The 22,325-nt window shown below is 67.9% G+C and carries 22 protein-coding genes; 7 read left to right on the forward strand and 15 right to left on the reverse strand.

Annotated elements, in window-relative coordinates; translation table 11 throughout:
- Positions 1–6 precede the first annotated feature (6 nt).
- The 4 genes from AC5Y4H_RS18860 to AC5Y4H_RS18875 form a co-directional block, all read right to left on the reverse strand.
- The gene (locus AC5Y4H_RS18860; RefSeq protein ID WP_499983956.1) at positions 7–1,173 is read right to left on the reverse strand and encodes a cystathionine gamma-synthase; all 1,167 of its coding nucleotides are present in this window, start codon (positions 1,171–1,173) and stop codon (positions 7–9) included.
- Positions 1,174–1,184: 11 nt separating this feature from the next.
- Positions 1,185–1,922: an RDD family protein gene (locus AC5Y4H_RS18865; protein WP_499983958.1), complete on the reverse strand. Its 738-nt coding sequence runs from the start codon at positions 1,920–1,922 to the stop codon at positions 1,185–1,187.
- An 87-nt stretch (positions 1,923–2,009) separates the two neighbouring features.
- On the reverse strand, positions 2,010–3,416 hold the full coding sequence (locus AC5Y4H_RS18870) for a cystathionine beta-synthase (protein WP_499983959.1): 1,407 nt from the start codon (positions 3,414–3,416) through the stop codon (positions 2,010–2,012).
- A gap of 60 nt (positions 3,417–3,476) precedes the next feature.
- Complete coding sequence (locus tag AC5Y4H_RS18875) at positions 3,477–4,544, reverse strand: alpha/beta hydrolase (RefSeq protein WP_499983961.1); 1,068 nt, start codon at positions 4,542–4,544, stop codon at positions 3,477–3,479.
- A 242-nt stretch (positions 4,545–4,786) separates the two neighbouring features.
- Here AC5Y4H_RS18875 and AC5Y4H_RS18880 point away from each other — a divergent pair, with 242 nt between their 5' ends.
- Both AC5Y4H_RS18880 and AC5Y4H_RS18885 read left to right on the forward strand, forming a co-directional pair.
- Complete coding sequence (locus tag AC5Y4H_RS18880; protein WP_499984004.1) at positions 4,787–5,749, forward strand: SGNH/GDSL hydrolase family protein; 963 nt, start codon at positions 4,787–4,789, stop codon at positions 5,747–5,749.
- A gap of 93 nt (positions 5,750–5,842) precedes the next feature.
- A complete protein-coding gene (locus tag AC5Y4H_RS18885) occupies positions 5,843–7,060 on the forward strand; it encodes an acetyl-CoA C-acetyltransferase (protein ID WP_499983963.1) in 1,218 nt (405 codons plus the stop codon).
- A 242-nt stretch (positions 7,061–7,302) separates the two neighbouring features.
- Here the strand turns inward: AC5Y4H_RS18885 and AC5Y4H_RS18890 are convergent, their stop codons facing one another.
- Entirely contained in the window at positions 7,303–8,160 is an 858-nt protein-coding gene (locus AC5Y4H_RS18890; protein WP_499983964.1) for a Bax inhibitor-1/YccA family protein, read from the reverse strand.
- Between the two features lie 215 nt (positions 8,161–8,375).
- Between AC5Y4H_RS18890 and AC5Y4H_RS18895 the strand changes: the two genes are divergently transcribed.
- The 3 genes from AC5Y4H_RS18895 to AC5Y4H_RS18905 are packed head-to-tail and all read left to right on the forward strand — an operon-like array spanning position 8,376 to position 12,001.
- On the forward strand, positions 8,376–9,413 hold the full coding sequence (locus AC5Y4H_RS18895; RefSeq protein ID WP_499983965.1) for an enoyl-CoA hydratase/isomerase family protein: 1,038 nt from the start codon (positions 8,376–8,378) through the stop codon (positions 9,411–9,413).
- Positions 9,414–9,427: 14 nt separating this feature from the next.
- A complete protein-coding gene (locus AC5Y4H_RS18900) occupies positions 9,428–10,210 on the forward strand; it encodes an enoyl-CoA hydratase (protein ID WP_499983966.1) in 783 nt (260 codons plus the stop codon).
- Positions 10,211–10,219: 9 nt separating this feature from the next.
- Positions 10,220–12,001: an alpha/beta hydrolase gene (locus AC5Y4H_RS18905; protein ID WP_499983967.1), complete on the forward strand. Its 1,782-nt coding sequence runs from the start codon at positions 10,220–10,222 to the stop codon at positions 11,999–12,001.
- Here AC5Y4H_RS18905 and AC5Y4H_RS18910 read toward each other — a convergent pair.
- Positions 11,998–12,435, reverse strand: a complete 438-nt coding sequence (locus tag AC5Y4H_RS18910) for a rhodanese-like domain-containing protein (RefSeq protein WP_499983968.1) — start codon at positions 12,433–12,435, stop codon at positions 11,998–12,000. The two genes, AC5Y4H_RS18905 and AC5Y4H_RS18910, sit on opposite strands and share 4 nt — an antisense overlap.
- Complete coding sequence (locus AC5Y4H_RS18915) at positions 12,432–13,007, reverse strand: cupin domain-containing protein (RefSeq protein ID WP_499984006.1); 576 nt, start codon at positions 13,005–13,007, stop codon at positions 12,432–12,434. The genes AC5Y4H_RS18910 and AC5Y4H_RS18915 overlap by 4 nt, the downstream gene beginning before the upstream one ends.
- Before the next feature lie 155 nt (positions 13,008–13,162).
- On the opposite strand from AC5Y4H_RS18915, the gene AC5Y4H_RS18920 reads away from it, so the two are divergent.
- A complete protein-coding gene (locus AC5Y4H_RS18920; RefSeq protein ID WP_499983970.1) occupies positions 13,163–13,606 on the forward strand; it encodes a lipoprotein LpqV in 444 nt (147 codons plus the stop codon).
- Positions 13,607–13,707: 101 nt separating this feature from the next.
- A complete protein-coding gene (locus AC5Y4H_RS18925) occupies positions 13,708–14,772 on the forward strand; it encodes a patatin-like phospholipase family protein (protein ID WP_499983972.1) in 1,065 nt (354 codons plus the stop codon).
- A 32-nt stretch (positions 14,773–14,804) separates the two neighbouring features.
- Here the strand turns inward: AC5Y4H_RS18925 and AC5Y4H_RS18930 are convergent, their stop codons facing one another.
- From AC5Y4H_RS18930 to AC5Y4H_RS18965, 8 genes are all read right to left on the reverse strand, one after another.
- Positions 14,805–15,674 carry a patatin-like phospholipase family protein gene (locus AC5Y4H_RS18930; protein WP_499983973.1) on the reverse strand — a complete coding sequence of 290 codons (870 nt, stop codon included), beginning with the start codon at positions 15,672–15,674 and terminating at the stop codon, positions 14,805–14,807.
- A 23-nt stretch (positions 15,675–15,697) separates the two neighbouring features.
- Positions 15,698–16,588, reverse strand: a complete 891-nt coding sequence (locus AC5Y4H_RS18935; protein ID WP_499983975.1) for a class II glutamine amidotransferase — start codon at positions 16,586–16,588, stop codon at positions 15,698–15,700.
- 25 nt (positions 16,589–16,613) lie between these two features.
- Positions 16,614–17,087: an SRPBCC family protein gene (locus AC5Y4H_RS18940; RefSeq protein ID WP_499983976.1), complete on the reverse strand. Its 474-nt coding sequence runs from the start codon at positions 17,085–17,087 to the stop codon at positions 16,614–16,616.
- Between the two features lie 14 nt (positions 17,088–17,101).
- Positions 17,102–18,730 (reverse strand): long-chain fatty acid--CoA ligase, encoded by a 1,629-nt coding sequence (locus AC5Y4H_RS18945; RefSeq protein ID WP_499983978.1) that lies wholly within the window; start codon positions 18,728–18,730, stop codon positions 17,102–17,104.
- 149 nt (positions 18,731–18,879) lie between these two features.
- Positions 18,880–19,998, reverse strand: a complete 1,119-nt coding sequence (locus tag AC5Y4H_RS18950) for a WD40 repeat domain-containing protein (protein ID WP_499983982.1) — start codon at positions 19,996–19,998, stop codon at positions 18,880–18,882.
- 400 nt (positions 19,999–20,398) lie between these two features.
- Positions 20,399–21,181 (reverse strand): DUF427 domain-containing protein, encoded by a 783-nt coding sequence (locus AC5Y4H_RS18955; protein ID WP_499983983.1) that lies wholly within the window; start codon positions 21,179–21,181, stop codon positions 20,399–20,401.
- 3 nt (positions 21,182–21,184) lie between these two features.
- On the reverse strand, positions 21,185–21,457 hold the full coding sequence (locus AC5Y4H_RS18960; protein ID WP_065054221.1) for a DUF6295 family protein: 273 nt from the start codon (positions 21,455–21,457) through the stop codon (positions 21,185–21,187).
- A gap of 8 nt (positions 21,458–21,465) precedes the next feature.
- A complete protein-coding gene (locus AC5Y4H_RS18965; protein ID WP_499983985.1) occupies positions 21,466–22,221 on the reverse strand; it encodes a dienelactone hydrolase family protein in 756 nt (251 codons plus the stop codon).
- Between the last annotated feature and the right edge of the window lie 104 nt (positions 22,222–22,325).

Here is a 22,325-nt window from a genome sequence, read left to right on the forward strand (position 1 = left end):
TCGCCGCTAGGCGAGGGCCTGATCGAGATCGGCCAGCAGGTCGGCGATGTCCTCGATGCCGACCGACAGCCGCACCAGATCGTCGGGGACTTCCAATTGCGACCCGGCCGTCGAGGCGTGCGTCATGGCGCTGGGATGCTCGATCAGCGACTCGACCCCACCCAGCGATTCCGCCAGGATGAACACCCTGGTCTTGGCGCACAGATCGCGGGCGGCGTCCCGACCGCCGCGCATGCGCACCGACACCATGCCGCCGAAGCCGCTCATCTGCCGCGCCGCGATCTCATGTCCCGGATGCGAGGGCAGGCCGGGGTAGAGCACGGTGCCCACCGCGGGATGCTCGGCGAGAAATTCCGCTACGGCCGAAGCGTTTTCGCTGTGCCGCTGCATGCGCAGCACCAGGGTTTTCAGGCCGCGCATCGTCAGGTAGGCGTCGAACGGGCCGGGCACAGCGCCGGCCCCGTTCTGCAGGAAGCCGAACGCCTCGTCCAGCTCCTGCTCGTTGGTGACCAGCGCACCGCCCACGACGTCGGAGTGCCCGCCGATGTATTTGGTGGTGGAATGCAGCACGACATCGGCCCCCAGCGTCAACGGCTGCTGCAGCGCGGACGACGCAAAAGTGTTGTCCACCAACACTTTTGCCGAACTCCGCTTACCCAGTTCGGCAAGGGCGGCGATGTCGGCGATGGACAGCAGCGGATTTGTCGGGGTTTCCGCCCAGATCAGCCGGGTTCGCGGCGTGATCGCGGCGGCAACGGCGTCCAGGTTGTTTAACGCCACCGGGGTGTATTCGACGTTCCACTGGCTGAAGACCTTGTCGATCAAACGGAAGGTGCCGCCATAGGCATCGTTCGGGATCACCACGTGGTCGCCGGGCCGCAGCATCGCCCGCAGCGCGCAGTCGGTGGCGGCCATGCCCGAACCGAAAGCTCGCCCGTAGGCGCCGTCTTCGACGGCGGCGAGCGCCGCTTCAAGTGCGGCCCGGGTCGGGTTGCCGGTGCGGGCGTATTCGAATCCGCCGCGCAGCGAGCCGACGCCGTCCTGGGCAAAGGTGCTGCTGGCGTAGATCGGCGCGTTCACCGCTCCCGTCGCCGGGTCCGGCCGATAGCCGGCGTGGATCGCTTTGGTGGCCAGTCCGGTGAACTCGGAATGTCCGTTGGGGTCGTCGCTCATCGACGATCAGCCTAGGTGACGGCCGGCCTCTCGGCCCCGTCGAGCGGCAAGCACACCGTCGTCATGATCTTGTCCGCCAGCGTTTGGCGCTTCGAATCCCACAGCGGGAAAAGGAAACCGATGAAGCAGATGATCGCATCGACGAAGTGTGCCAGCGAGCGCACCACCGACATTCCGAAGCCGATGGGTCGGCCGGTGACTTCGCTGAGCACTTGGAACTTGAGCACCGATTTGCCGACGCTCGAGCCGGTGGTGCCCTGACGATATCCGTAATTCCAGATCAGATAGAACAGCCCAATTATCGACGCCAGCCACTGGGCGACCATGCCAGTGGTCGAATTCTGCGTGGCGCAGTACTGGTTGACGGCATATTGCGTGACGTCGGTGATGCAGGCGGTCTGTTGGGTGGCGACCAGGATCGCGGTGCCGATGCCGTGCACGACGACGTACGGGAGGATGTCGATGATGAACGCCAGCGCGCGGGTGAGCCACGGCGTGTAGTCCTGCGTCGGCAGGGTGCGGATCGCCGGTCCGGGGGGTGGCGGCGCGTATCCCCCGGCCGACGGCGGGGGCGGCGGGTAGGACCCACCCGGTGGTGGCGGCGGCGGTGGCTGCGAAGAGGAACCGCCGGCGGGCGCCTGCGGCGCCGGGATCTCCTGCCCACCCGAGGGTGGCTGCTGACCGCCCGAGGGCCCGGGCGACGAGGGAGGTGACGGGTAGGCGCCGCCGGGCGGCGGTTGATCGGTCATGGGCAACCTTCCACTCGCGTCCAGCTGAACTAGGCCGAAACAGTACCCGAGCGCGTCGCGCGCGGGCGAGATGCGCGGCACCGCGAACTACCGGCGCCCGGCCAGCCCCCGAGGCCCATCGGAGAGGAAACCCAGCAAGTCATAGCGGGTGATCACGCCGACCGGTTTTCCTTCCTCGACCACCATCAATGCGTCCCAATCGCGCAGCGCCTTGCCGGCCGCGCTGACGGACTCTCCCGCGCCGATCATGGGCAGCGGCGGGCTCATGTGCTGCGCGACCGCGTCGGCCAACTTCGCCCGGCCCTCGAAAACGGCCGACAGCAGTTCGCGTTCGGACACGCTGCCGGCCACCTCCCCCGCCATCACCGGGGGCTCGGCACCAACCACCGGCATCTGGGACACGCCGTACTCGCGCAGGATGCCGATCGCGTCGCGCACCGTCTCGGAGGGGTGGGTGTGCACCAGGTCAGGCAGCTCACCGGACTTGCGGCGCAGCACGTCGCCGACCCTGGACTGGTCGGTCGAGCCGTCGAGGCGACTGCGCAGGAACCCGTACGACGACATCCAGGCGTCGTTGAAAATCTTCGACATGTAGCCCCGCCCGCCGTCGGGCAGCAACACCACCACGATCGAGTCGGGGCCGGCCTGCTCGGCGACCTTGAGCGCGGCGACCACCGCCATCCCGCACGACCCGCCGACCAGCATCGCTTCCTCGCGAGCCAGCCGCCGGGTCATGTCGAAGGAGTCGGAGTCCGAAACGGCGATGATCTCGTCGGGCACTCCTGCGTCGTACGCCTGCGGCCAGAAGTCCTCGCCGACGCCCTCCACCAGGTAGGGCCGGCCGGTGCCGCCCGAATACACCGATCCCTCGGGGTCTGCGCCAATGATGCGCACCACGCCGCCGGAGACCTCTTTGAGATAGCGGCCCGCGCCGGTGATCGTTCCGCCGGTACCGATGCCCGCGACGAAGTGGGTGACCTTGCCGTCGGTGTCGGCCCAGATCTCCGGGCCGGTGGTGGCGTAGTGGCTGGCCGGGCCCTCCGGGTTGGCGTACTGGTCCGGCTTCCACGCACCGTCGATCTCGGTGACCAGCCGATCGGAGACGCTGTAGTAGCTGTCCGGATGCTCGGGCGGCACGGCGGTCGGGCAGACTACGACCTCGGCGCCGTAGGCCATCAGCACGTTGCGTTTGTCCTCGCTCACCTTGTCGGGGCAGACGAACACGCACTTGTACCCGCGGTGCTGGGCGACAAGTGCCAACCCCACGCCCGTGTTGCCCGACGTGGGTTCGACGATGGTGCCGCCGGGCCGCAGCTGCCCGCTGGCTTCGGCGGCGTCGATCATCTTGACCGCGATCCGGTCCTTCGAGCTGCCACCGGGATTGAGGTATTCGACCTTGGCCGCCACGATGCCCGCGCCGTCGGGGACGACGGAGTTCAGACGCACCAGCGGTGTGCCGCCGATGAGGTCACTGATGTGCTGCGCGATCCGCATGCGTTCATCGTCTCAGGCCGTTTCGCGCGGCGCACAACTACTCTTAGCGAAGTTGCGCGTCTATTCCGTCGCCTCGCGGATGTAGTCGCCGATCTGCCGCAGCGAACGCACGGCCTCGGGCACCATCGGCGCGGCCAGCTGGAAGTCGTGGACCTGGCCGGGCCACACCCGTACCTCGGCCGGTACGCCCACCGCGGCCAGCCTGCTCGCCGCCACCCGCGCGTCATGCAACAGCACCTCAGAGCCCGACACATGAATCAGTGTGCGCGGCAGCCCCGGCTTGATGTGGTCCAGCGGCTCGTAGATCTCTTCGGGCTTCCCGTCGACGATGTTCTTCTTCGCCGCGGCGGCCACCAGCTCGGCGAGCGCATCGAAGGCCCCGGCCGTGAACATTGCGTCGGTCTCGATGTTGGGGTGGGCCTGCTTGGGCTCCTTGGCCAGCTGCAGCAGCGGCGAGATCGCCACCAGCGCCGCGGGATCCTCGCCCTCCTCCTGCAGGCGTTGGGCCAGCGTGAGCGCCAGGTAGCCGCCCGCGGAGTCACCGGCCAGCACGATCTGGTCGGGTTCGTATCCGCGCCGCCGCAGCCACCGGTACGCATCGTGGCAGTCGTCGAGCGCCATGCCGACCGAATTCTTCGGCAGCAGACGATAATTGACCACCAGGATGGGCGAGTCGGCGAACTTGGAGAGGGCTTCGACGAGCCGGCCGTGGGAATTGGCCCCACAGGTCAGAAACGCACCGCCGTGCAGGTAGACGATCACCCGGCGGGTGCCATCGGCGGGCAGCACCCCGGGGGCGCGCACCAGCTGCGCCGACGCATGGGGCAGCTTCACCGTCTCGCGGACGGTGGCCGAAGCCGGGATCAGCACCCGTGCCGTGAGGTCGATGAGACCCCAGGGCCACGGCAGGTTGGGGACGTGGCTGCCGACGGACAGAATCGGCCGGATGGTCAGCCGCGAGGTGAGGTTGGCCAGTCGGGCGGCGACGCTGGGCCCGGATTCCAGGACCTCGACCGGGGCGCCGTCGCTGATCGCGAATTTGCGCGCCTGGGCTCGACGCGCTCTGAGGACGTCATGGGGCCGAACGGTATTTGCCGATAACCCCGATTCCTTACTAGGTGCGGTCATGCTCAACACTTCCTACGCCGTTGTAGTGCGATACAGCATGTGACGAGGAGCCCAAGCGTCTGGTTCAGCCGTTTGCCAGAGCGCTCAGCCAATCCCTTGTCTTCAGCTTGACAGGCGTTGCTTAGTGCAACGTATGAAATAGCTGATTTGATACCAGTTTTGCTTCGCACCGTGATCAGTTCGTTTTCCAGCCGCCCGCGCAAACCCCCAAGCCCCTCTAAAATGGGGGCGTGACCATGCGGGTGCCACGTCGTTCGACGATCGCCCTGGCCACAGCGGGCGCGCTGGCCTCAACAGGAACCGCCTACCTGGGGGCACGCAGTCTGTTGGTCGGCCAGGCCACCCACGCGCGCACGATCATTCCCAAGGCATGGGACATCCCGCCGCGTGCGGACGGCGTCTACGTGCGCGGCGGTGGCCCGGTGGAACGGTGGCACCGCGGCATGGCGGTCGACCAGCACCTGATGATCTTCGGCGACTCGACCGCCGCCGGATACGGCTGCATGAGCGCCGACGAAGTGCCCGGGGTGCGAATTGCCCGGGGCCTGGCCGAGCAGACCGGGAAACGAATCCGGTTGAGCACCAAGGCGATCGTGGGCGCCACCTCCAAGGGCGTGTGTGGTCAGGTCGACGCGATGTTCGTGGCCGGCCCACCGCCGGACATCGCGGTGATCATGGTCGGCGCCAACGACGTGACCGCTCTCAACGGCATCAGCCAATCGGCGCAGCGGCTGGCGTTGACCGTCCGCAAGTTGCGCGCCCGCGGCGCGGTGGTGATCGTCGGCACCTGCCCCGACCTCGGCTTCATCAGCGCCATTCCGCAGCCGCTGCGGTCGCTGGCGCACGAGCGTTGCCTGCAACTCGCCCGCGCCCAGACCGCGGTGGTCCGCTCGGCCGGTGGTGTGCCGGTGCCGTTGGCGCAGCTGATGGCGCCGCAATTCCGCGCCACCCCCGACGCGATGTTTTCCGCCGACGGTTTCCACCCCTCCGCACCCGCCTATGCGCTCGCGGCCGACGCGCTGCTGCTCGCCCTCTGCGATGCGCTGGGCGAGGAGGTGGGGCAGCCGCCGCCGAGTTCGGCGGTGCCCGCGGCGACACCGGTGCTCGGTCAGCTGCACACCCGCACCAGCGTGATGTCGCGGCTGTGGCGGCGTCCGACGCCCGGACCTGCCCCGTCGTCGTGCCCCGAGGTCGGCAGCGACTAGATTTGTTCTCGCCCGTCGGGGTGGACCTACCGCCCGACGGTGAAGCGAGCCAGCCCCATCCGTGGGATCTGCAGGGATCTGAAGGGAACCACCATGCCTGAAGCCGTCATCGTCTCAACTGCTCGCTCGCCGATCGGCCGCGCGATGAAGGGGTCGCTGGTCAACATGCGACCCGATGACCTGACCGTCCAGATCGTGCGCGCCGCCCTCGACAAGGTGCCCGCGCTGAACCCGCACCAGATCGACGACCTGATCCTGGGCTGCGGCCAACCAGGCGGGGAATCCGGATTCAACCTGGCGAGGGTCGTCGCCGTCGAGCTCGGCTTCGACTTCCTGCCGGGGACCACGGTCAACCGCTACTGCTCGTCCTCGCTGCAGACCTCTCGGATGGCCTTCCACGCGATCAAGGCCGGTGAGGGCGACGCCTTCATCTCCGCGGGCGTGGAAACCGTGTCCCGCTTCGCCAAGGGCAGCGCCGACTCGTGGCCGGACACCAAGAACTCGCTGTTCGATGAGGCCCAGGAGCGGTCGGCCGCCGCGGCCCAAGGCGCCGAGGAGTGGCACGATCCCCGCGCCGACGACAACATCCCCGACGTCTACATCGCCATGGGGCAGACGGCCGAAAACGTTGCACTGCTGACCGGCATCAGCCGCGAAGACCAGGACCACTGGGGAGTGCGCAGCCAGAACCGCGCCGAGGAAGCGATCAAGAGTGGGTTTTTCGAGCGCGAGATCACCCCGGTGACCCTGCCCGACGGCACCACGGTCAGCACCGACGACGGCCCGCGCCCCGGCACCACCTACGAGAAGATAAGCCAGCTCAAGCCGGTGTTCCGGCCCAACGGCACGGTGACCGCCGGCAACGCCTGCCCGCTCAATGACGGAGCCGCCGCGGTGGTGATCACCAGCGACACGAAGGCCAAGGAACTGGGCCTGACCCCGCTGGCGCGCATCGTGTCCACCGGGGTCAGCGGCCTGTCCCCGGAGATCATGGGCCTGGGCCCGATCGAGGCGACCAAGAAGGCGCTGGCCCGCGCCAAGCTGTCGGTCAGCGATATCGATTTGTTCGAGATCAACGAGGCGTTCGCCGTCCAGGTGCTGGGTTCGGCGCGCGAGCTGGGCATCGACGAGGACAAGCTGAACGTGTCCGGCGGGGCGATCGCGCTGGGGCACCCGTTCGGCATGACCGGTGCGCGCATCGCCACCACGCTGCTCAACAACCTGCAGACCCACGACAAGACGTTCGGTCTGGAGACCATGTGCGTCGGCGGCGGCCAGGGCATGGCAATGGTGATCGAGCGGCTCAGCTAGGGCGCTCGATCCCGGCCGGCCGGCCGTCGTTGGGCCGAGTGTGAAACCTGGGCGGCGAGTGTGAAACCCCGGCGGCGACGCGCCGAGAAGCCCCGGCCGCCACTTCACGCTCAACGCCGCGGCTTCACGCTCAACGCCGCGGCTTCACACTCAACCGCCGTACCGCACGAGAAAGTTCACAACCGCCACGGACGAAAAGACCGGCACGCCAATTGGCGTGCCGGTCTTTTCGTTGAAGAGAACTAGTCGTTCTGCAGATAACTCAGCAGACGCAGGATCTCGATGTACAGCCAGACCAGCGTCACGGTCAGGCCGAGCGCGATGCCCCATGCCGCCTTCTCCGGCGCGCCGGCGCGAACCATCTGGTCGGCCGCGTCGAAGTCGATCAGGAAGCTGAACGCCGCGATCGCGATGCACACCAGCGAGAAGATGATCGCCACCGTGCCGCCGCTGCGCAGGCCCAGGCCGGTGCCGCCGTTGACGTGGAACATCGCCAACACGAAGTTGCCGAGCATCAGGGCCAGCACGCCGAACATCGCGGCGACCAGCATGCGGGTGAACTTGGGTGTCACCCGGATGGCCCCGGTCTTGTAGACGACGAGCATGCCGAAGAACACCCCGAAGGTGCCCAGCACCGCCTCACCGATCAGCGCACCGGCGTTGGCGTTCGACACCGTGAAGTTGGCGAACACGAACGAGATGGCGCCCAGGACCAGACCCTCGAGCACGGCGTAGCCCAGCACGATGCCCGGGTTGTCCTGCTTGCGGCCGAAGGTGGCCACCAGCACCAGAGCCAGGCCGCCCAGCCCGCCGACCAGGGCCAGCGGCATGGCCAGCGCCACGTCGCGGGCGACCAGGAAGTAGGAGACCACGGCGGTTATCGCCAGCACGGCCAGCGTGATACCGGTCTTGGTGACGACGTCGTCGATGGTCAGCGGACGCGAGGCTTTGGCCTCTTGATACGGGGCCTGGTAGGGAGCCGCGTAGGGGTCGGCCCCATAGCCATAGCCCTGCATCGGGGGCGCGCCAGTGCCGAATTGCGCGTATCCGCCCCTCTGCTTAGGCAGCGAACGAAATACCGGGTTGCTTGTCTCCCGCACCGTCGGATCCTCTCTAATTGGCTTCGAGCTGTGCGAACACAATCTCAACGATCGGCGTCGCACCCTGGTTCCCAGCGGACCTGGGCGTTTTGGGGGTCTATATAGCGTTCGCCGTTGTCGTCGCGTTAAAGATAACCCTTACCCGCGGGTACTGCGCCGGTCGCGAGGATCTAGATTTCTTCCTCGGGGCTGGACCGGCGATGGGAGGCGAGGGCGTGACCGACGAGTCCGATGAGGTTCTGACGGAAGTCGAGGGAAGCGTCGGCTTGATCACGCTCAACCGGCCCAAGGCCATCAACTCGCTGAATCAGCAGATGGTCGACGCGCTGACCGCCGTCCTCACCCAGTGGGCGGACGACGACGCGGTGCGTGCGGTGGTCCTCTCCGGCACCGGCGAACGCGGACTGTGCGCCGGTGGCGATGTGGTCTCGATCTACCACAGCGCACGCAAGGACGGGGTCGAGGCGCGACACTTCTGGCGCGACGAGTATCTGCTCAACGCGCAGATCGCCGAGTTCCCCAAGCCCTACGTGGCCCTGATGGACGGCATCGTGATGGGTGGGGGCGTCGGCGTCAGCGCACACGCCAACGCCCGGGTGGTCACCGATACGTCCAAGATCGCGATGCCCGAGGTCGGCATCGGCTTCATTCCGGACGTCGGCGGCGTCTATCTGTTGTCTCGGGCTCCGGGCGGGCTTGGTCTGCACGCCGCGTTGACGGGGGCACCGTTCTCCGGCGCCGACGCGATCGCGATGGGTTTTGCCGACCACTACTTACCCCATGGGGATGTCGAGGCGTTCCGTCGCGCGGTGGTCACCGATGGCGTCGATAAGGCGCTCGACAAGTACGCCGTCGAACCGCCACCCAGTGAGCTTGCCGCGCAACGGGAATGGATAGACGACTGCTTTGCCGGCGACACCGTCGAGGACATCGTCGCCAGTCTGCGGGGTCACCAAAAAGGGCCGGCCAGCGATGCTGCCAACCTGATCGCCACCCGTTCCCCGATCGCGCTGTCGGTGACCCTGGAGGCGGTGCGCCGCGCCGCCAACCTCGAGACACTGAAAGACGTTCTGGTGCAGGACTATCGAGTGTCCTCGGCATCGCTGCGCTCACACGATCTGGTGGAGGGCATCCGCGCGCAGCTGATCGACAAAGATCGCGATCCGAAGTGGTCACCGGCGCAGCTGTCCGCGGTCACCGCGGCCGACGTCGAGGCGTATTTCACCCCGGTCGACGACGACTTGAGCTTCTAGGAAGGCGGTTTGGGATGACAGACACAGATTACGAGACCATCCTCGTCGAGCGCGAAGAGCGTGTCGGCATCATCACCCTGAACCGGCCGAAGGCCCTCAACGCGCTCAACACCCAGGTGATGAACGAAGTCACCCGCGCGGCAGCGGATTTCGATGACGATCCCGGCATCGGGGCCATCATCATCACCGGCTCGGCCAAGGCGTTCGCCGCCGGCGCCGACATCAAGGAGATGGCGGGACTGACGTTCGCCGACGCCTTCGCCGCCGACTTCTTCGCCCCGTGGAGCAGGCTCGCGGCGGTTCGCACCCCGACGATCGCCGCGGTGGCCGGGCATGCGCTGGGCGGCGGCTGCGAGCTCGCCATGATGTGCGATGTGCTGATCGCCGCCGACACAGCGAAATTCGGCCAGCCCGAGATCAAACTCGGTGTGCTGCCCGGCATGGGCGGCTCACAAAGGCTGACCCGCGCCATCGGCAAGGCCAAGGCCATGGACCTCATCCTGACCGGCCGGACCATCGGCGCCGAAGAAGCCGAACGAAGCGGTCTGGTCTCGCGAGTGGTGCCGGCCGACGACCTGCTGACCGAGGCCAAAGCCGTCGCGACCACCATTTCGCAGATGTCGCGCTCGGCGTCCAGGATGGCCAAAGAGGCCGTCAACCGTGCGTTTGAGTCCACCCTGACCGAGGGACTTCTGTACGAGCGCAGGCTTTTTCACTCGACTTTCGCAACCGAGGATCAGTCCGAAGGGATGGCGGCCTTCGTCGAGAAGCGCCCGCCGAACTTCACCCACCGCTAGGACGCTTGGATGAGCGAGCCGATTTCCGCGACACCCACCGAGAAAGACCACGCCTCGGCCGACCACGTCGAGGGGGCCGAGCCGGGCGTCGCACCGCAACCGGCCCCCGCACCGCGAAGCGGGCGCGCAGCGCCCACCCTACCCTGGACGCAAAAGCCTTGGTGGGTAAGGCATTACACATTCACCGGCACCGCCGTCGGCCTGATCTTCATCTGGCTTTCGCTGACGCCCTCGCTGCTTCCGCGCGGCCCGTTGTTCCAGGGTCTGGTCAGCGGGCTGTCCGGCGCCATCGGCTATGGGCTGGGGGTCTTTTCGGTCTGGCTGGTGCGGTTCATGGGCGAAAAGGATCACAGTCCACCGCCGCCATCCTGGGCATGGAAGGTGCTGATCCCGATCGGCGTGGTGGGCCAGGTGCTCATGGCGATCTGGTTCCACGTGTGGCAGGACGACGTGCGCGACTTGATGGGCGTGGCGCATTTGCAGTGGTATGACTACCCGCTGGCGGGAGTCCTATCGTTGGTGGTGCTGTTCACGGTGGTCGAACTAGGCCAGTTCACCCGCTGGCTGGTCCGCTTTCTGGTCGGTCAGGTGGACCGGTTCGTTCCGTTTCGGCTCTCGGCAACCATCGTGGTCATCACGCTCGTGGTCATGACCGTCGCCGTGCTCAACGGTGTCGTGCTCAAGTTCGCCATGCGCACCATGAACGACACCTTCGCGTCGGCCAACGACGAGTTGAGCCCCGATAGCGCGCCGCCGAAAACCCCGCTGCGCTCCGGTGGCCCCGACTCGCTGGTGTCGTGGGAATCCCTTGGCCACCAAGGGCGCATCTTCGTCGCGGGCGGTCCGAAGGTCGCCGATCTGACCGCGTTCAACGGCGCCCCGGCCATCGAGCCGATCCGCGCCTACGCCGGATTGGACTCGTCCAAGGGCATCACGGCGGCCGCGGAGGTGGCGGCCCGGGAATTGCAGCGCACCGGGGGGCTGCAGCGCGCCGTCGTCGCGGTGGGCACCACCACCGGTACCGGCTGGATCAACGAGGCGGAAGCCTCGGCACTGGAGTACATGTACAACGGCAACACCGCGATCGTGAGCATGCAGTATTCGTTCCTGCCGAGCTGGCTGTCGTTCCTGGTGGACAAGGAAAATGCCCGGCACGCCGGACAGGCGCTCTTCGAGGCCGTCGACAAGTTGATCCGCCAGATGCCCGAGGCCCAGCGGCCCAAGCTCGTCGTGTTCGGCGAGAGCCTGGGATCGTTCGGGGGCGAAGCGCCGTTCCTGAGCTTGAACAATGTGCTGGCGCGCACCGACGGGGCGTTGTTCAGCGGACCGACCTTCAAGAACACCATCTGGACCGATCTGACGTCGACGCGTGACAGCGGATCGCCGGAGTGGTTACCGATCTACCAGGACGGTCGGTTCGTCCGATTCGTCGCTCGCGCCAAGGATTTGACGCGCCCCGACGCGCCGTGGGATCACCCGCGGGTGGTGTATCTGCAGCACGCGTCGGACCCGATCGCCTGGTGGACGCCGGACCTGTTGTTCAGCAAGCCCGACTGGCTGAACGAACCGCGCGGCTATGACGTGCTACCCCAGACGCGCTGGATTCCGGTGGTCACCTTCCTGCAGGTTTCGGCCGACATGGCCGTGGCGGTGGATGTACCCGACGGGCATGGCCACCGCTACGTCGCCAACGTGGCGGACGGCTGGGCGGCCGTGCTGCCACCGCCCGGCTGGACGCCGGACAAGACGGCGAAACTGCGGCCGCTCCTGCACTCCGACGAGACGAGCTAGAGCCAGCGGCGAGCGCCCCCGCCGGTGTCCGCCAACGCCGTGTCGACCCGGGCGCCGGCCAGCTCGCTCAGCACGCCGGCGCCGGCCAGCGCGTGATAACCGCCGATGACATCGGTGGCGCGGTGCAGGCCGATGTCCAGCAGCGCGGCCGCCGCCAGGCTGGACGTGTAGCCCTCCGAACACAGGATCACCCATTCGACATCGTCGCCCACGGCCTCGGGCAGCTTCGCGTCGCTGGTGGGATCGCAGCGCCACTCCAGCACGTTGCGCTCGATCACCAGCGCCCCGGGCACCTCGCCCTCACGAAAGCGCTGCGCCTGCGGCCGGATGTCGACCAGCACCGCGCCGCGCCGCAGCGCCTCAGGCACCTCGACGGCGGGCAGGCGGCGATACCGCCGCCGGGCCGATCTCAAGACGACGTCGATGCGGCTCAAAGCGATCCCTCCGGCTGGTCGGTCAGTTCGGTGCGTTCGCGCCGCAACCTCTTGTTTTCGGTGACCTCGTAGTACGACATCGCCGTCAGGGGCGGCGAGTAGGCATGCACGCTCAGGGTCGGCGCGGCGCCGAGGCTGGGCGCCCCCGCGACGGAAACGGGCACCGTGACCGGCCGCGGCGCCCAGACCACGTCGTGCACCCAGCCCAACGGGAATCCGGCCTGATCACCGGCGTCGAGCCGGCGGCGCCGCAAGGCTCGACCATCCCAACGGTATTCGTTCAGCGATCCGGAAATGACGGTCAATGCGCCCAGCGACCCACCGTGATCGTGCAGCTCGGTGGGCTGGCCCGGCACCCAGCTGATCAACCAGACATCGAGTTCCTCGTCGCCGTGGATGCGGGTGAACCAGCGCCGCGACTCGGGTATGCCGCCCTCGGGCAACAGGTGGTCGCAGCGCCCACTGAGCACGTCGTCGGCGGCCCGGTCGGTGGCGTAGAGCAGATCGGGCACCCGCAGCCGGGTCGGACCGGAGGATGGGGCGGCCAGCGGCCGCAGGCGCGGGGCAGTCACGGTGGCGACGGGCGCAGGCCCGGCAAGGGGCAAAGTCACAGTGGGAAACTTTCGGGCGAAAACGGATGGGACGAGCGGCGGCGTGTTACGGCCGACAACACTCGCAAAATCCGAAGCGCTCCATCACGGCCGCCAGTGTTGCATAGATTGAGACCGTGCGCCTGCGCGGTGATCGGCCCCGACGGTGGTCCGCGGTTCTCGTCGCGGCCGGGGTGCTGGCGGTTGCGGGATGCTCGCACGGTGCCCACAGCGGCGCCCCCTCGTCGCCGTCGACGCGGCAATCCGGCATTCCCAACGGCCCGAATTCGGCGCCGCCGGGCTCGGTCGGGCTGTCCCCAGCCGGCGTGACGACCAGGGTCGACGTCCCCGCGGACTCGACCGAAGAGGAGTACTACCAGGCCTGTCACGCCGCGCACGAGTGGATGGACGCGCAGCCCAAGACCGGTGCGTCGCTGTTCGAGCCGTATCTGTCGATGGTGCAGGCGTCCCCGTCGGGCACCGCGGGCAGCTGGAATGCCCCCTGGTCGAAGCTGACGCCGGCGCGGCAGGCCGCGGTGATCGTCGCCGCGCGGGCGGCCGCCAACGATGAATGCGGGTAGCGTCCGCGCGTCGGGATTTTCGCCGCCGCGTAATTGCGATCACGGCTGAAAAAAGTGCCGGCGCCCCCCGGTGACGAGCCCGCTCCGCGCAAAATGGAGGGGTGCCTGACGAACGCCGATCGGAAGCGACGCGGGTGGCACTCGCGCTCGGCAGCGGTGGCGCCCGTGGCTACGCCCATATCGGGGTGATCGAGGCCCTGGCGGCGCGCGGCTACGACATCGTCGGCGTCTCCGGTTCGTCGATGGGTGCGCTGGTCGGCGGCCTGCAAGCGGCCGGACGGCTCGACGAGTTCGCCGATTGGGCGAAGTCGCTGACCCAGCGCACCATCCTGCGGCTGCTGGACCCGTCCATCAGCGCGGCCGGTGTGATGCGGGCCGGCAAGATCCTGGACGCGGTGCGCGACATCCTGGGGCCGGTCGCCATCGAAGAACTGCCTATCCCCTACACCGCGGTAGCGACCGACCTGCTGACGGGCAAGTCGGTGTGGTTTCAGCGCGGACCGCTCGACGAGGCGATCCGGGCGTCCATCGCGATCCCCGGCGTGATCGCACCGCACGCGGTCGACGGGCGACTGCTCGCCGACGGGGGCATCCTCGATCCGCTGCCGATGGCCCCGCTCGCCGCGGTCAACGCCGACCTGACCATCGCGGTGAGCCTGTCCGGCAGCGAGGCGATCACCAACCGCGAACCCGAGCCCGGGGCCACCGTCGAGTGGTTGACCCGGATGGTGCGCAGCACCTCCGCGCTGCTCGACACGGCCGCCGCCCGTTCGCTGCTCGATCGCCCGACCGCGCGGGCGGTGCTGGGCAGGCTGGGCGGGCCGGCAGGCGAATCGGAGGGCTGGTCGGACGCCCCGGACGACGAGCAGCCGGCGGCCGGTGACGACGCCGCCGAACTGCCCGGGGTGGGAACCGACGTGCCGAAACTGGGCAGCTTCGAGGTGATGAACCGCACGATCGACATCGCCCAGGCCGCGTTGGCGCGCCACACGCTGGCGGTCTACCCGCCCGACCTGCACATCGAGGTCCCGCGCTCGACGTGCCGGGCACTGGAATTCCACCGGGCGGTGGAGGTGATCGCCGCCGGCCGCGCGCTGGCGGACGACGCGCTGGACGCCCTGGAAGTCGCAGACGACCACGAGGTCCCGCCCGCGATCGAGCGCTGAGCGCGCTCAAATCGCTTGCGCGCCAACCACTGTCACAAACCCAGGAACCGGGCGATGGCCGCGGCTTCGCGACGGCCCTGCTCGCGTCCGGCCAAAGCCGACGGGATGCGGCAGCCCGGGTCCAGCGCGTTGGGACCGAAGGCGGCCAGCGAACCGGCATCGGCGAAGACGGCGAGCGCCGCGCCGGGGAACGCGGAGACCTCGGCGGCCGGCCCGGCGCCGAACGGCGCCGGCGCATCCACGCCCGAGGGCACCAGGACCACCGCCGTCGCGCAGTCGGCGGCCACCACGAGATTGACCGCACTGGCCACGCCGCCGTCCATGTACTGGCGGCCCGCGATCGTCACCGGCGGCCACGCCCCGGGCACCGCGCAGCTGGCCGCGACGGCATCGACCAGCTCGACGCCGGAGTCGCGGTCGAAGACGGTCAACTCGCCGGTGTCGACGTCGATCGCGGTGATCCGCAACTCGCGGTTCGGCCAACGGTGCGACGGCAGGCGCCGCGCGATGACGTCGCGGCGCACCGGCGCGGGAACGGTTTTGGTGGCCAGCGCCACGGCGCCGATGCGCTGCATCTGTTGCCGGGTCCGGTCCAGCGTGTCCTCATAGGGCTCGCCCAGGGCCGTCAGGAACAGTTCGGTGATGGTCTCGACGTCGACGCCGGAATCGATCTCGGCCGACGACTCGGCGACCTGCCGGTCGAACAGCTCGTCGAGGGTGTGGCCGCTGCTCAGCTGCGCGGCGACGGCCGATCCCGCCGATGTCCCCACCAGCACGTCCGACTCGGCCAACAGCCGGGCCACCACCGGCGACTCGTCGGCGATGCCCCGCAGAACACCTGTCTCCCAGGCGATTCCCGCTATTCCGCCGCCGGCCAGCACCAGGGCGCGTTTGGTTGTCACGTCGTTCACCTTGCCAGCACGGATCAGGCCAGCTGCCGGGTGTTCGGCAGGGCGTGCTGCGACTCCTCCACCGGCGAGCTGAGGTCCTCGCGACGCAGCAGGTGCTTGGGCGGGTCCGGCAGGATCATGCTGCGGTGGATCTGCAAATCCGCATCGACATGGAAGAGTTCACCCGCCGGCAGCAGCCGCCAGCGCGGCTCGTCGTCCATCACCTCGGTGGCGAACACCACCGAGGGCCGCTCGCACAGGTGCTCTGAGCGGGCGTGAATCCGCTTGGTGCACAAGTCGAATTCGGGGTCGCGCGACGCCGCATCGTCGGATCGATCCAGAATGTAGAGCTGATGGGTTTCCGGGTAGCGCAGTGCCCACATGTCGGTGGCGGTGCTCAGCAACACGTTGACGGCATAAATCTGAGCGTGCTCGGCGAGCCATCGCATCGCGTCGGTGATGCCGGCGGTGATGTCGCCGTCGTGCGCCCGGATCGCGGCGGTGATCAACGCGAAGACCCGCTCGGAGTCGGTGTCGCCCAACACCAAATCGTCGGTGCCGACCTCACGCAGCCGCTCGTCGATGACGTCCAATCCTTCGAGGACGCCGTTGTGCGCGAAGATCCGCCCGTCCTGCAGGAACGGGTGGGTGTTGCGGACGTCGAGCGACCCGGTGGTCGCGTAGCGGACGTGCGCGACGACGGTCGTGCCGGTCAACCGGTGCGCCTCGGTCGCGAACTTGGCGTCCTGCCACGCCGCGATCGGCTCCTTGTACAGGTGCGGTTGGCCGTGCTCGTCGAAGACACCCAGGCCGGTGCCGTCCGGATTTCTCCTGCTCTGTTCGGCCAGGCTGTCCGGCGCATCCAGCAGCCAGAAGGTCGCGGTGCACGCGTGTGTCCCGGCGTGTACGCCAAAGAGTCGGCACATGGCTTCCCACGCTAGCGGTCGAGGGTCAGCCCGTCAGCAGGGTCGACAGGTCGCGCAGCGCCCGGCGCGCGTAGCCCTTCCACATTTTGCCGAGCACCGGCAGGGCCCAGGCCGTCAGCGTCGAGCGCGGGCGGATGTCCCAGCGCCAGGTGATTTCGGTGCCGCCCGCGGCCGGGGCGAAGATCCATTCGCCGAGGATGTGGTCGACCAGCAGCGCCATGGGACCGGTGACCTCGGAGAGCCGGTAGCCGAAGGACCGTGGCGGGTCGACGCTGGTCAGTTCCTCGCGCATGCTGGCACCGCCGGCCAGGCGCACAACGCGGGTTTGGCCCGCCGCGTCCCAGGCTCCGGTCTGCTCGCGCACTTCACTGATCGGCGGGAAAGGTCCATACCAGCGGTGAAAAAGCGTCGGGAGCGGGATCGGCAGCGTCCGGTGAAAAGCGTCCTCGACCGCGACCGGAGCAACCACGGATTGATCGACGACGAGCGAATGTGCCACTGGTATAAAGCCTTTCAGCTCCGCGCCTCGACCACCTCGTACTCGTCTCCGGCGTATCGAGACCGAATGGTTTTCTTGTCGTACTTGCCGACACTGGTGCGCGGAATCTCATCGATGAAGGTCCACCTTTCGGGTAGCCACCAGCGAACAACCTTGTCGGCCAAGAAATTTCGCAACTCGTCGGCACTCACCGAAGCGTCGTTCTTGGCCACGATCACAGCGAGCGGCCGTTCCTCCCAGCGCTCGTCGGGAACGCCGACGACGGCGGCCTCGATCACGTCCGGGTGGCCGATCAAGAGGTTCTCCAATTCGACCGAGGAGATCCATTCCCCACCGGATTTGATGACGTCTTTGGCGCGGTCGGTCAGGGTGACGAATCCCCGCTCGTCGATTCGGCCCACGTCGCCTGTGCGCAGCCAGCCGGAGTCGAACTTCGATTCGTCGCGGCCCAGGTAGTACGAGCCGGCGATCCACGGACCGCGGACCTCGACCTCACCGACGGCGTTGCCGTCGTTGGGCAGCACCCGTCCCTCGTCGTCGACGATGCGCATCTCCACCCCGCAGACGGGCTGGCCCTGCGTTCCGCGATAGGCCCAGTGCTGGTCCTCGCCGGTACCCGGTGGGGGCCACGCCATGGTGGCCAGCGGCGACGTCTCCGTCATGCCCCACAGCTGACGGATCTGCACGTCGTGCTTTTCCTCGAAGGTGCGCATCAGCGATATCGGGACGGCCGAGCCACCGCAGACCACCAACCGCAGCGAGGACATGTCGTGGTCGGGCTCGTCCTCGAGGTGGTGCAGGACGCCGTTCCAGATGGTCGGTACCGCGCCGGTCACGGTGGGCTTCAAGTCCTCGATCATCCGGACCAGCGACGGAGGGTCGAGGTGGCAGTCCGGCAACACCAAGTCGGCGCCGGCCATCAGCGCCGCGTACGGCAGCCCCCACGCGTTGGCGTGGAACATCGGCACGACGGGCAGCACGCTGTCGGCCGACCCCACACCGATTCCGTTGGTGGTGCACGCGCCCATGGTGTGTAGATAGCTCGAACGGTGGCTGTAGACAACGCCTTTCGGGTTTCCGGTGGTGCCACTGGTGTAGCACATCGCGGCCGCGGAGTTCTCGTCGATGTGTGGCCAGTCGAACTCGGTGGACTCGGCGCCGAGGACATCGGCATAGCGCAGCACGGTCTTGCCCGACCCCTGCAGCGGCTCGGTGTCGTCGCCGGCCACGATCACGGTGTGCACGGTCTTGAGGTCGGGCAGCACGGGTGCGAGCAGTTTGACCAGTGAGGCGTCCACCAGCACCACCTGGTCTTCGGCTTCGTTGGCGACGAAGGCGATCTGCTCGGGGAACAGGCGGATGTTGAGGGTATGCAGGACGGCACCCATCGACGGCAACGCCAGGTATGCGGTGAGATGCTCGGCGTTGTTCCACATGAACGTGCCCACGCGCTGATCACCCGTGATGCCGAGCCGGCGCAGGCCATTCGCCAGTTGCGCGGCCTGTTGCCCCAGCTCCCGGTAGGTCGTGCTCCGGTAGCCATCCCCGGTGGCGGTCGTGACGGTTCGCTCGCCGTGCACCGTGCAGCCGTGTCGCATGATCGCGGTGATGGTCAACGGAAAGTCCTGCATCGTGCCATCCACTGAGCTACCGCCTTAGTCTCGGCGCGGCACCGCATGTGCCGTCGGGCGCCTCTACCCTAAGCCTGAAATCGGCGCGCGTGTCAGCACCTGGGGAGACTGACGGTTGATCGCGTGGATCCCGTTCGGCCGGGGCCGCTTTGGGCCCGAAGTCAGGCCAGGACCGGCTCCCACTCCGGAAGCTCGGGCAGCCAGCCGGCGACCGACAGCTCAGGGTGGTTCGCGCCGTGCTGGGCGTGCGTCGGTGCCGGGGAGGCGATCCGGGCCGCGGTGACCACACCGGCGTAGTCCGCGACATAGAGTCGGCCACCGTCGGGGCTTTCCACCACGCACGACGGGTGCTTGGACACCTTGACCTCGCCGACGACCTCCTGCTGGTGGGTGCTCACCACCGTGATGCGGTCGTCGCTGACCAGGTAGGCCCGCGTCCCGTCGCGGCTGAGGGTCATCCGCGTGAGCGGGCCGGTGATCTCCGAAACCTTGTGGGTGCCGACGATCTTGGTGGCACGGGTGTCAACCACGTCGAGCACGGCGCCCGCGACCGGATCGCAGCTTGCCACGTAGGCGGTGCCGCCGTCGGAGCTCAGCGCCACGTCGCGGACGGGCAGACCCAGATCGACGATGCCGACGATGCGCGACCGGCCGCCGATCAGGCGGTTTTCGGACCGCGTCCGGGTCTCGATCACGGCGAGACTGCCGCCGGTCGGGGAGTTGATCCCGACATACAGCCGGCGTCCGTCGGCGCTGATCCGTACGCATGCGGAAGTGGTGCCGGGGGCGATCGCGAGGTCGATGACCTCGAGCTCACCGGTGCTGGTGTCCAGCACCGCCACATCGGCGCCGCGAGCCGCATTCCGGCTGGCGTAGAGGTATTTACCGTCCGGGCTCACCGCCAGGTCGCTCAGGCTGTTCGCGAGCCGATGGGTGGCGATGCGCCAGTTCGTGACCACGTCGATGACTTCGATGGCGTCATAGCCGGCGGTCGCGATGCTGATGTAGGCATAGTTGGAGTCCGTCCTGCTCATGGCGACCGCGAACGGTTCGGCCAGCCCGGGCACGGTGCTCGAGACCCGACACGTGCGGGCGTCGACGACCGAGACCGTGTCGCGGCCGTAATTGGTGACGACCAGCCGGCGCCCGTCGGGACTGATGTCGAGATCGCTGATCGGACCGTTGTGCAACGGGAGTCGTACCACCGAGGTGGTGTCGAGCTCGAAGACCCGCCCGTCTCGATCGTCGTGCGCGGCCGTAGGGCCGTTCACATCGTTCACGCTGGCACCGCCTTTGCTGTGTTTGTCGGCTCTGGTGGTCAAGTGGCAAAGCCGCCGCTACGTGTGCGACGGACTGGCCTCCGGATTCACCGGCTTTCAGCACCGAAAGGCGCTGACGAGACTGGTTTTCGGTAGTCTACTGGCCAAAAATCGCCCCACCGCAGTTCGAAGTGCTCGACGTTAGCTACGTCACTCCGCGCACTCAGGTTCTGCTCAGACTTCCAATGGCGCGCTATCGCACTCGCTTACCCGCAGCGAAAGTCAGGCAAACGCGCATCCGGCGGATTTCGGCCGCACCGCTAACAGCCCACGTGAGAGCGCTATCGACTCAGAAGTAAGGAATTCTCAGGCTTTTGCGGTCGGCGAGGGATAGATCACACCGCCGCGTGCCGCGCCAACGCTAGCTGAACTGCGTCTGCGGCCGCGCCAATCTCACGCCGTCGACGGCGATGTCGAGTTTCTCGTTGTAGAACGCGATGAGGCCGGCAATCTGTCCGACCGCCGGAAGCGGATAGTGGTAGGTCCACGCCAGGTCCTCGCGCAGGACTTGCTCGCCCGGGGGCCCCACCCGCACCGACCAGTACCCCGACGTCACTCCCTTATAGGGACACAACGTCCGCGTCGCGCTGGGTTCCAGGTGCTCGAAGGCAACGTCCGTCGGATCAATGTAATACCTTGTCGGCAAACCAGTTTCGAACAGTAATACGGGAGAATTGGTGTCGGCCAGAGTGATTCCGTCGAGTTCGACTCGGACGTGCCGGTGCGAACGCAGGGCGTCCACGCGCGAATAGGGATTGCGTGGGTGACCGTAGATCGGCTCGTCTTCTTCGTACCAGCGCAACGGATTCCACTCGAACCGCACGGTACCGGCCAGCGGGCCGTCGCCGTCGGCGTCGAAAACCCGCGCCGCGGCTTCGTGCGTCTGGCCGGCGGCCACCAGCGAGTGCAGCCGCGAGGGGCCGAATTGCACCCTCTGGGAATGGTTTTCGTCACGCAGAAAATCCGAACGGACGTCGTCGAGCGGGATGTAGTACTGCGGGTAATACGGGACTTCCCACACGTACCGGGCGGCGGTGGTGTCGAAGACCAGAGCATCGCCGAGATAACCACGCACCCGGCGGGGGGCGGGTTCGATCCTGCCCCGCGCGGCGGCCATCTGCGGGTAGTCGGTTTCGGGGGTCATCGCTCACTGATCCTTCGAAGCCAGTCCGGCCGGTGCGTGGCCGATGGCCTTGCGGATGGCGTCGGCCAGCGCGAGCGCGCTCTCCTCGGTCAACTCCAGGGCCACCCGCGCCGACGGGCCCAGCTGCGGGTTGATCACGTCGATATTGACGGTGTGGCCGTAGGGCGCATGGACCGGATGATCGACGTACACCGTCGCGCGGTTGGCACCGAACCATCCCGTCGCGCCCTTGCCGCTGCCGTCGATCTCGACATGTTCGGTGAGATAGGTGCACATGGCGGTGCCTAACCCTTCAGGTAGGTGGCGAAGAACTCGTCGATGCGCCGCCAGCCGTCGACCGCGGCCTCCGGCCGGTACGCCGGCCGGTCGACCGAGAAGAACGAATGACCCGCGCCTTCGTAGGAATGGAACTCGTGCGGCTTGTTCAGCTTGTCGAGCTCGGCGTCCAGCGTGGCCACCGCGGCGGGGGCCGGGAACCGGTCGTCGAGGCCGAACAGGCCCAGCAGCGGACAGCGCAGATTCGGGGCCAGGTCGAGGATTGGCTTCATCGCCTTGGGCATGCCCTCGGGCGGGTCTTCGACGATGAACGCCCCGTAGCAGTCCACCGCCGCGTCGAAGGGCAGCGAGCAGGCCGCCAGATAGGCGTGGCGACCGCCCGAGCAGTGGCCGATGACACCGAACTTCCCGTTTGCGCCGGCCAACGTGCGCAGGTGCTCCACCGCGCCCGCGACGTCGCCGACCAGTCGTTCGTCGGGCACCCCGCCGGCGGCGCGCGCCGCCGCGGCCGCGTCATCCGGCGCGGCACCGGGCGCTTCCCGCGAGTAGAGGTTCGGCGCCACCGCGTTGTAGCCGCTGACGGCGAGCCGGCGGACGAACTCCTTTGTTTCCCTGTCGTATCCGGGCATGTGGTGGATCCACACGACGCCACCGCGCGAGCCCTGCGCCAGCGGCACGGCCTGGTATGCCTCGATCTCGTCGCCGCCGTGGCCGGTGATGGTGATGGTTTCTGCGCGGATGGCGTCTGCGCTGGGTGCGTTCATCCGGACTCCTCTTCTCCGCTCCGGTGGGCGCGCCACACGGGTGCGGAGCGCCGCGGCGGGCCCGGAGCCGCTCCGCCGAGAACCAACGTAGCCCAACCGCGGTG

The sequence above is a fragment of the Mycobacterium sp. NGS58 genome (assembly GCF_059812385.1).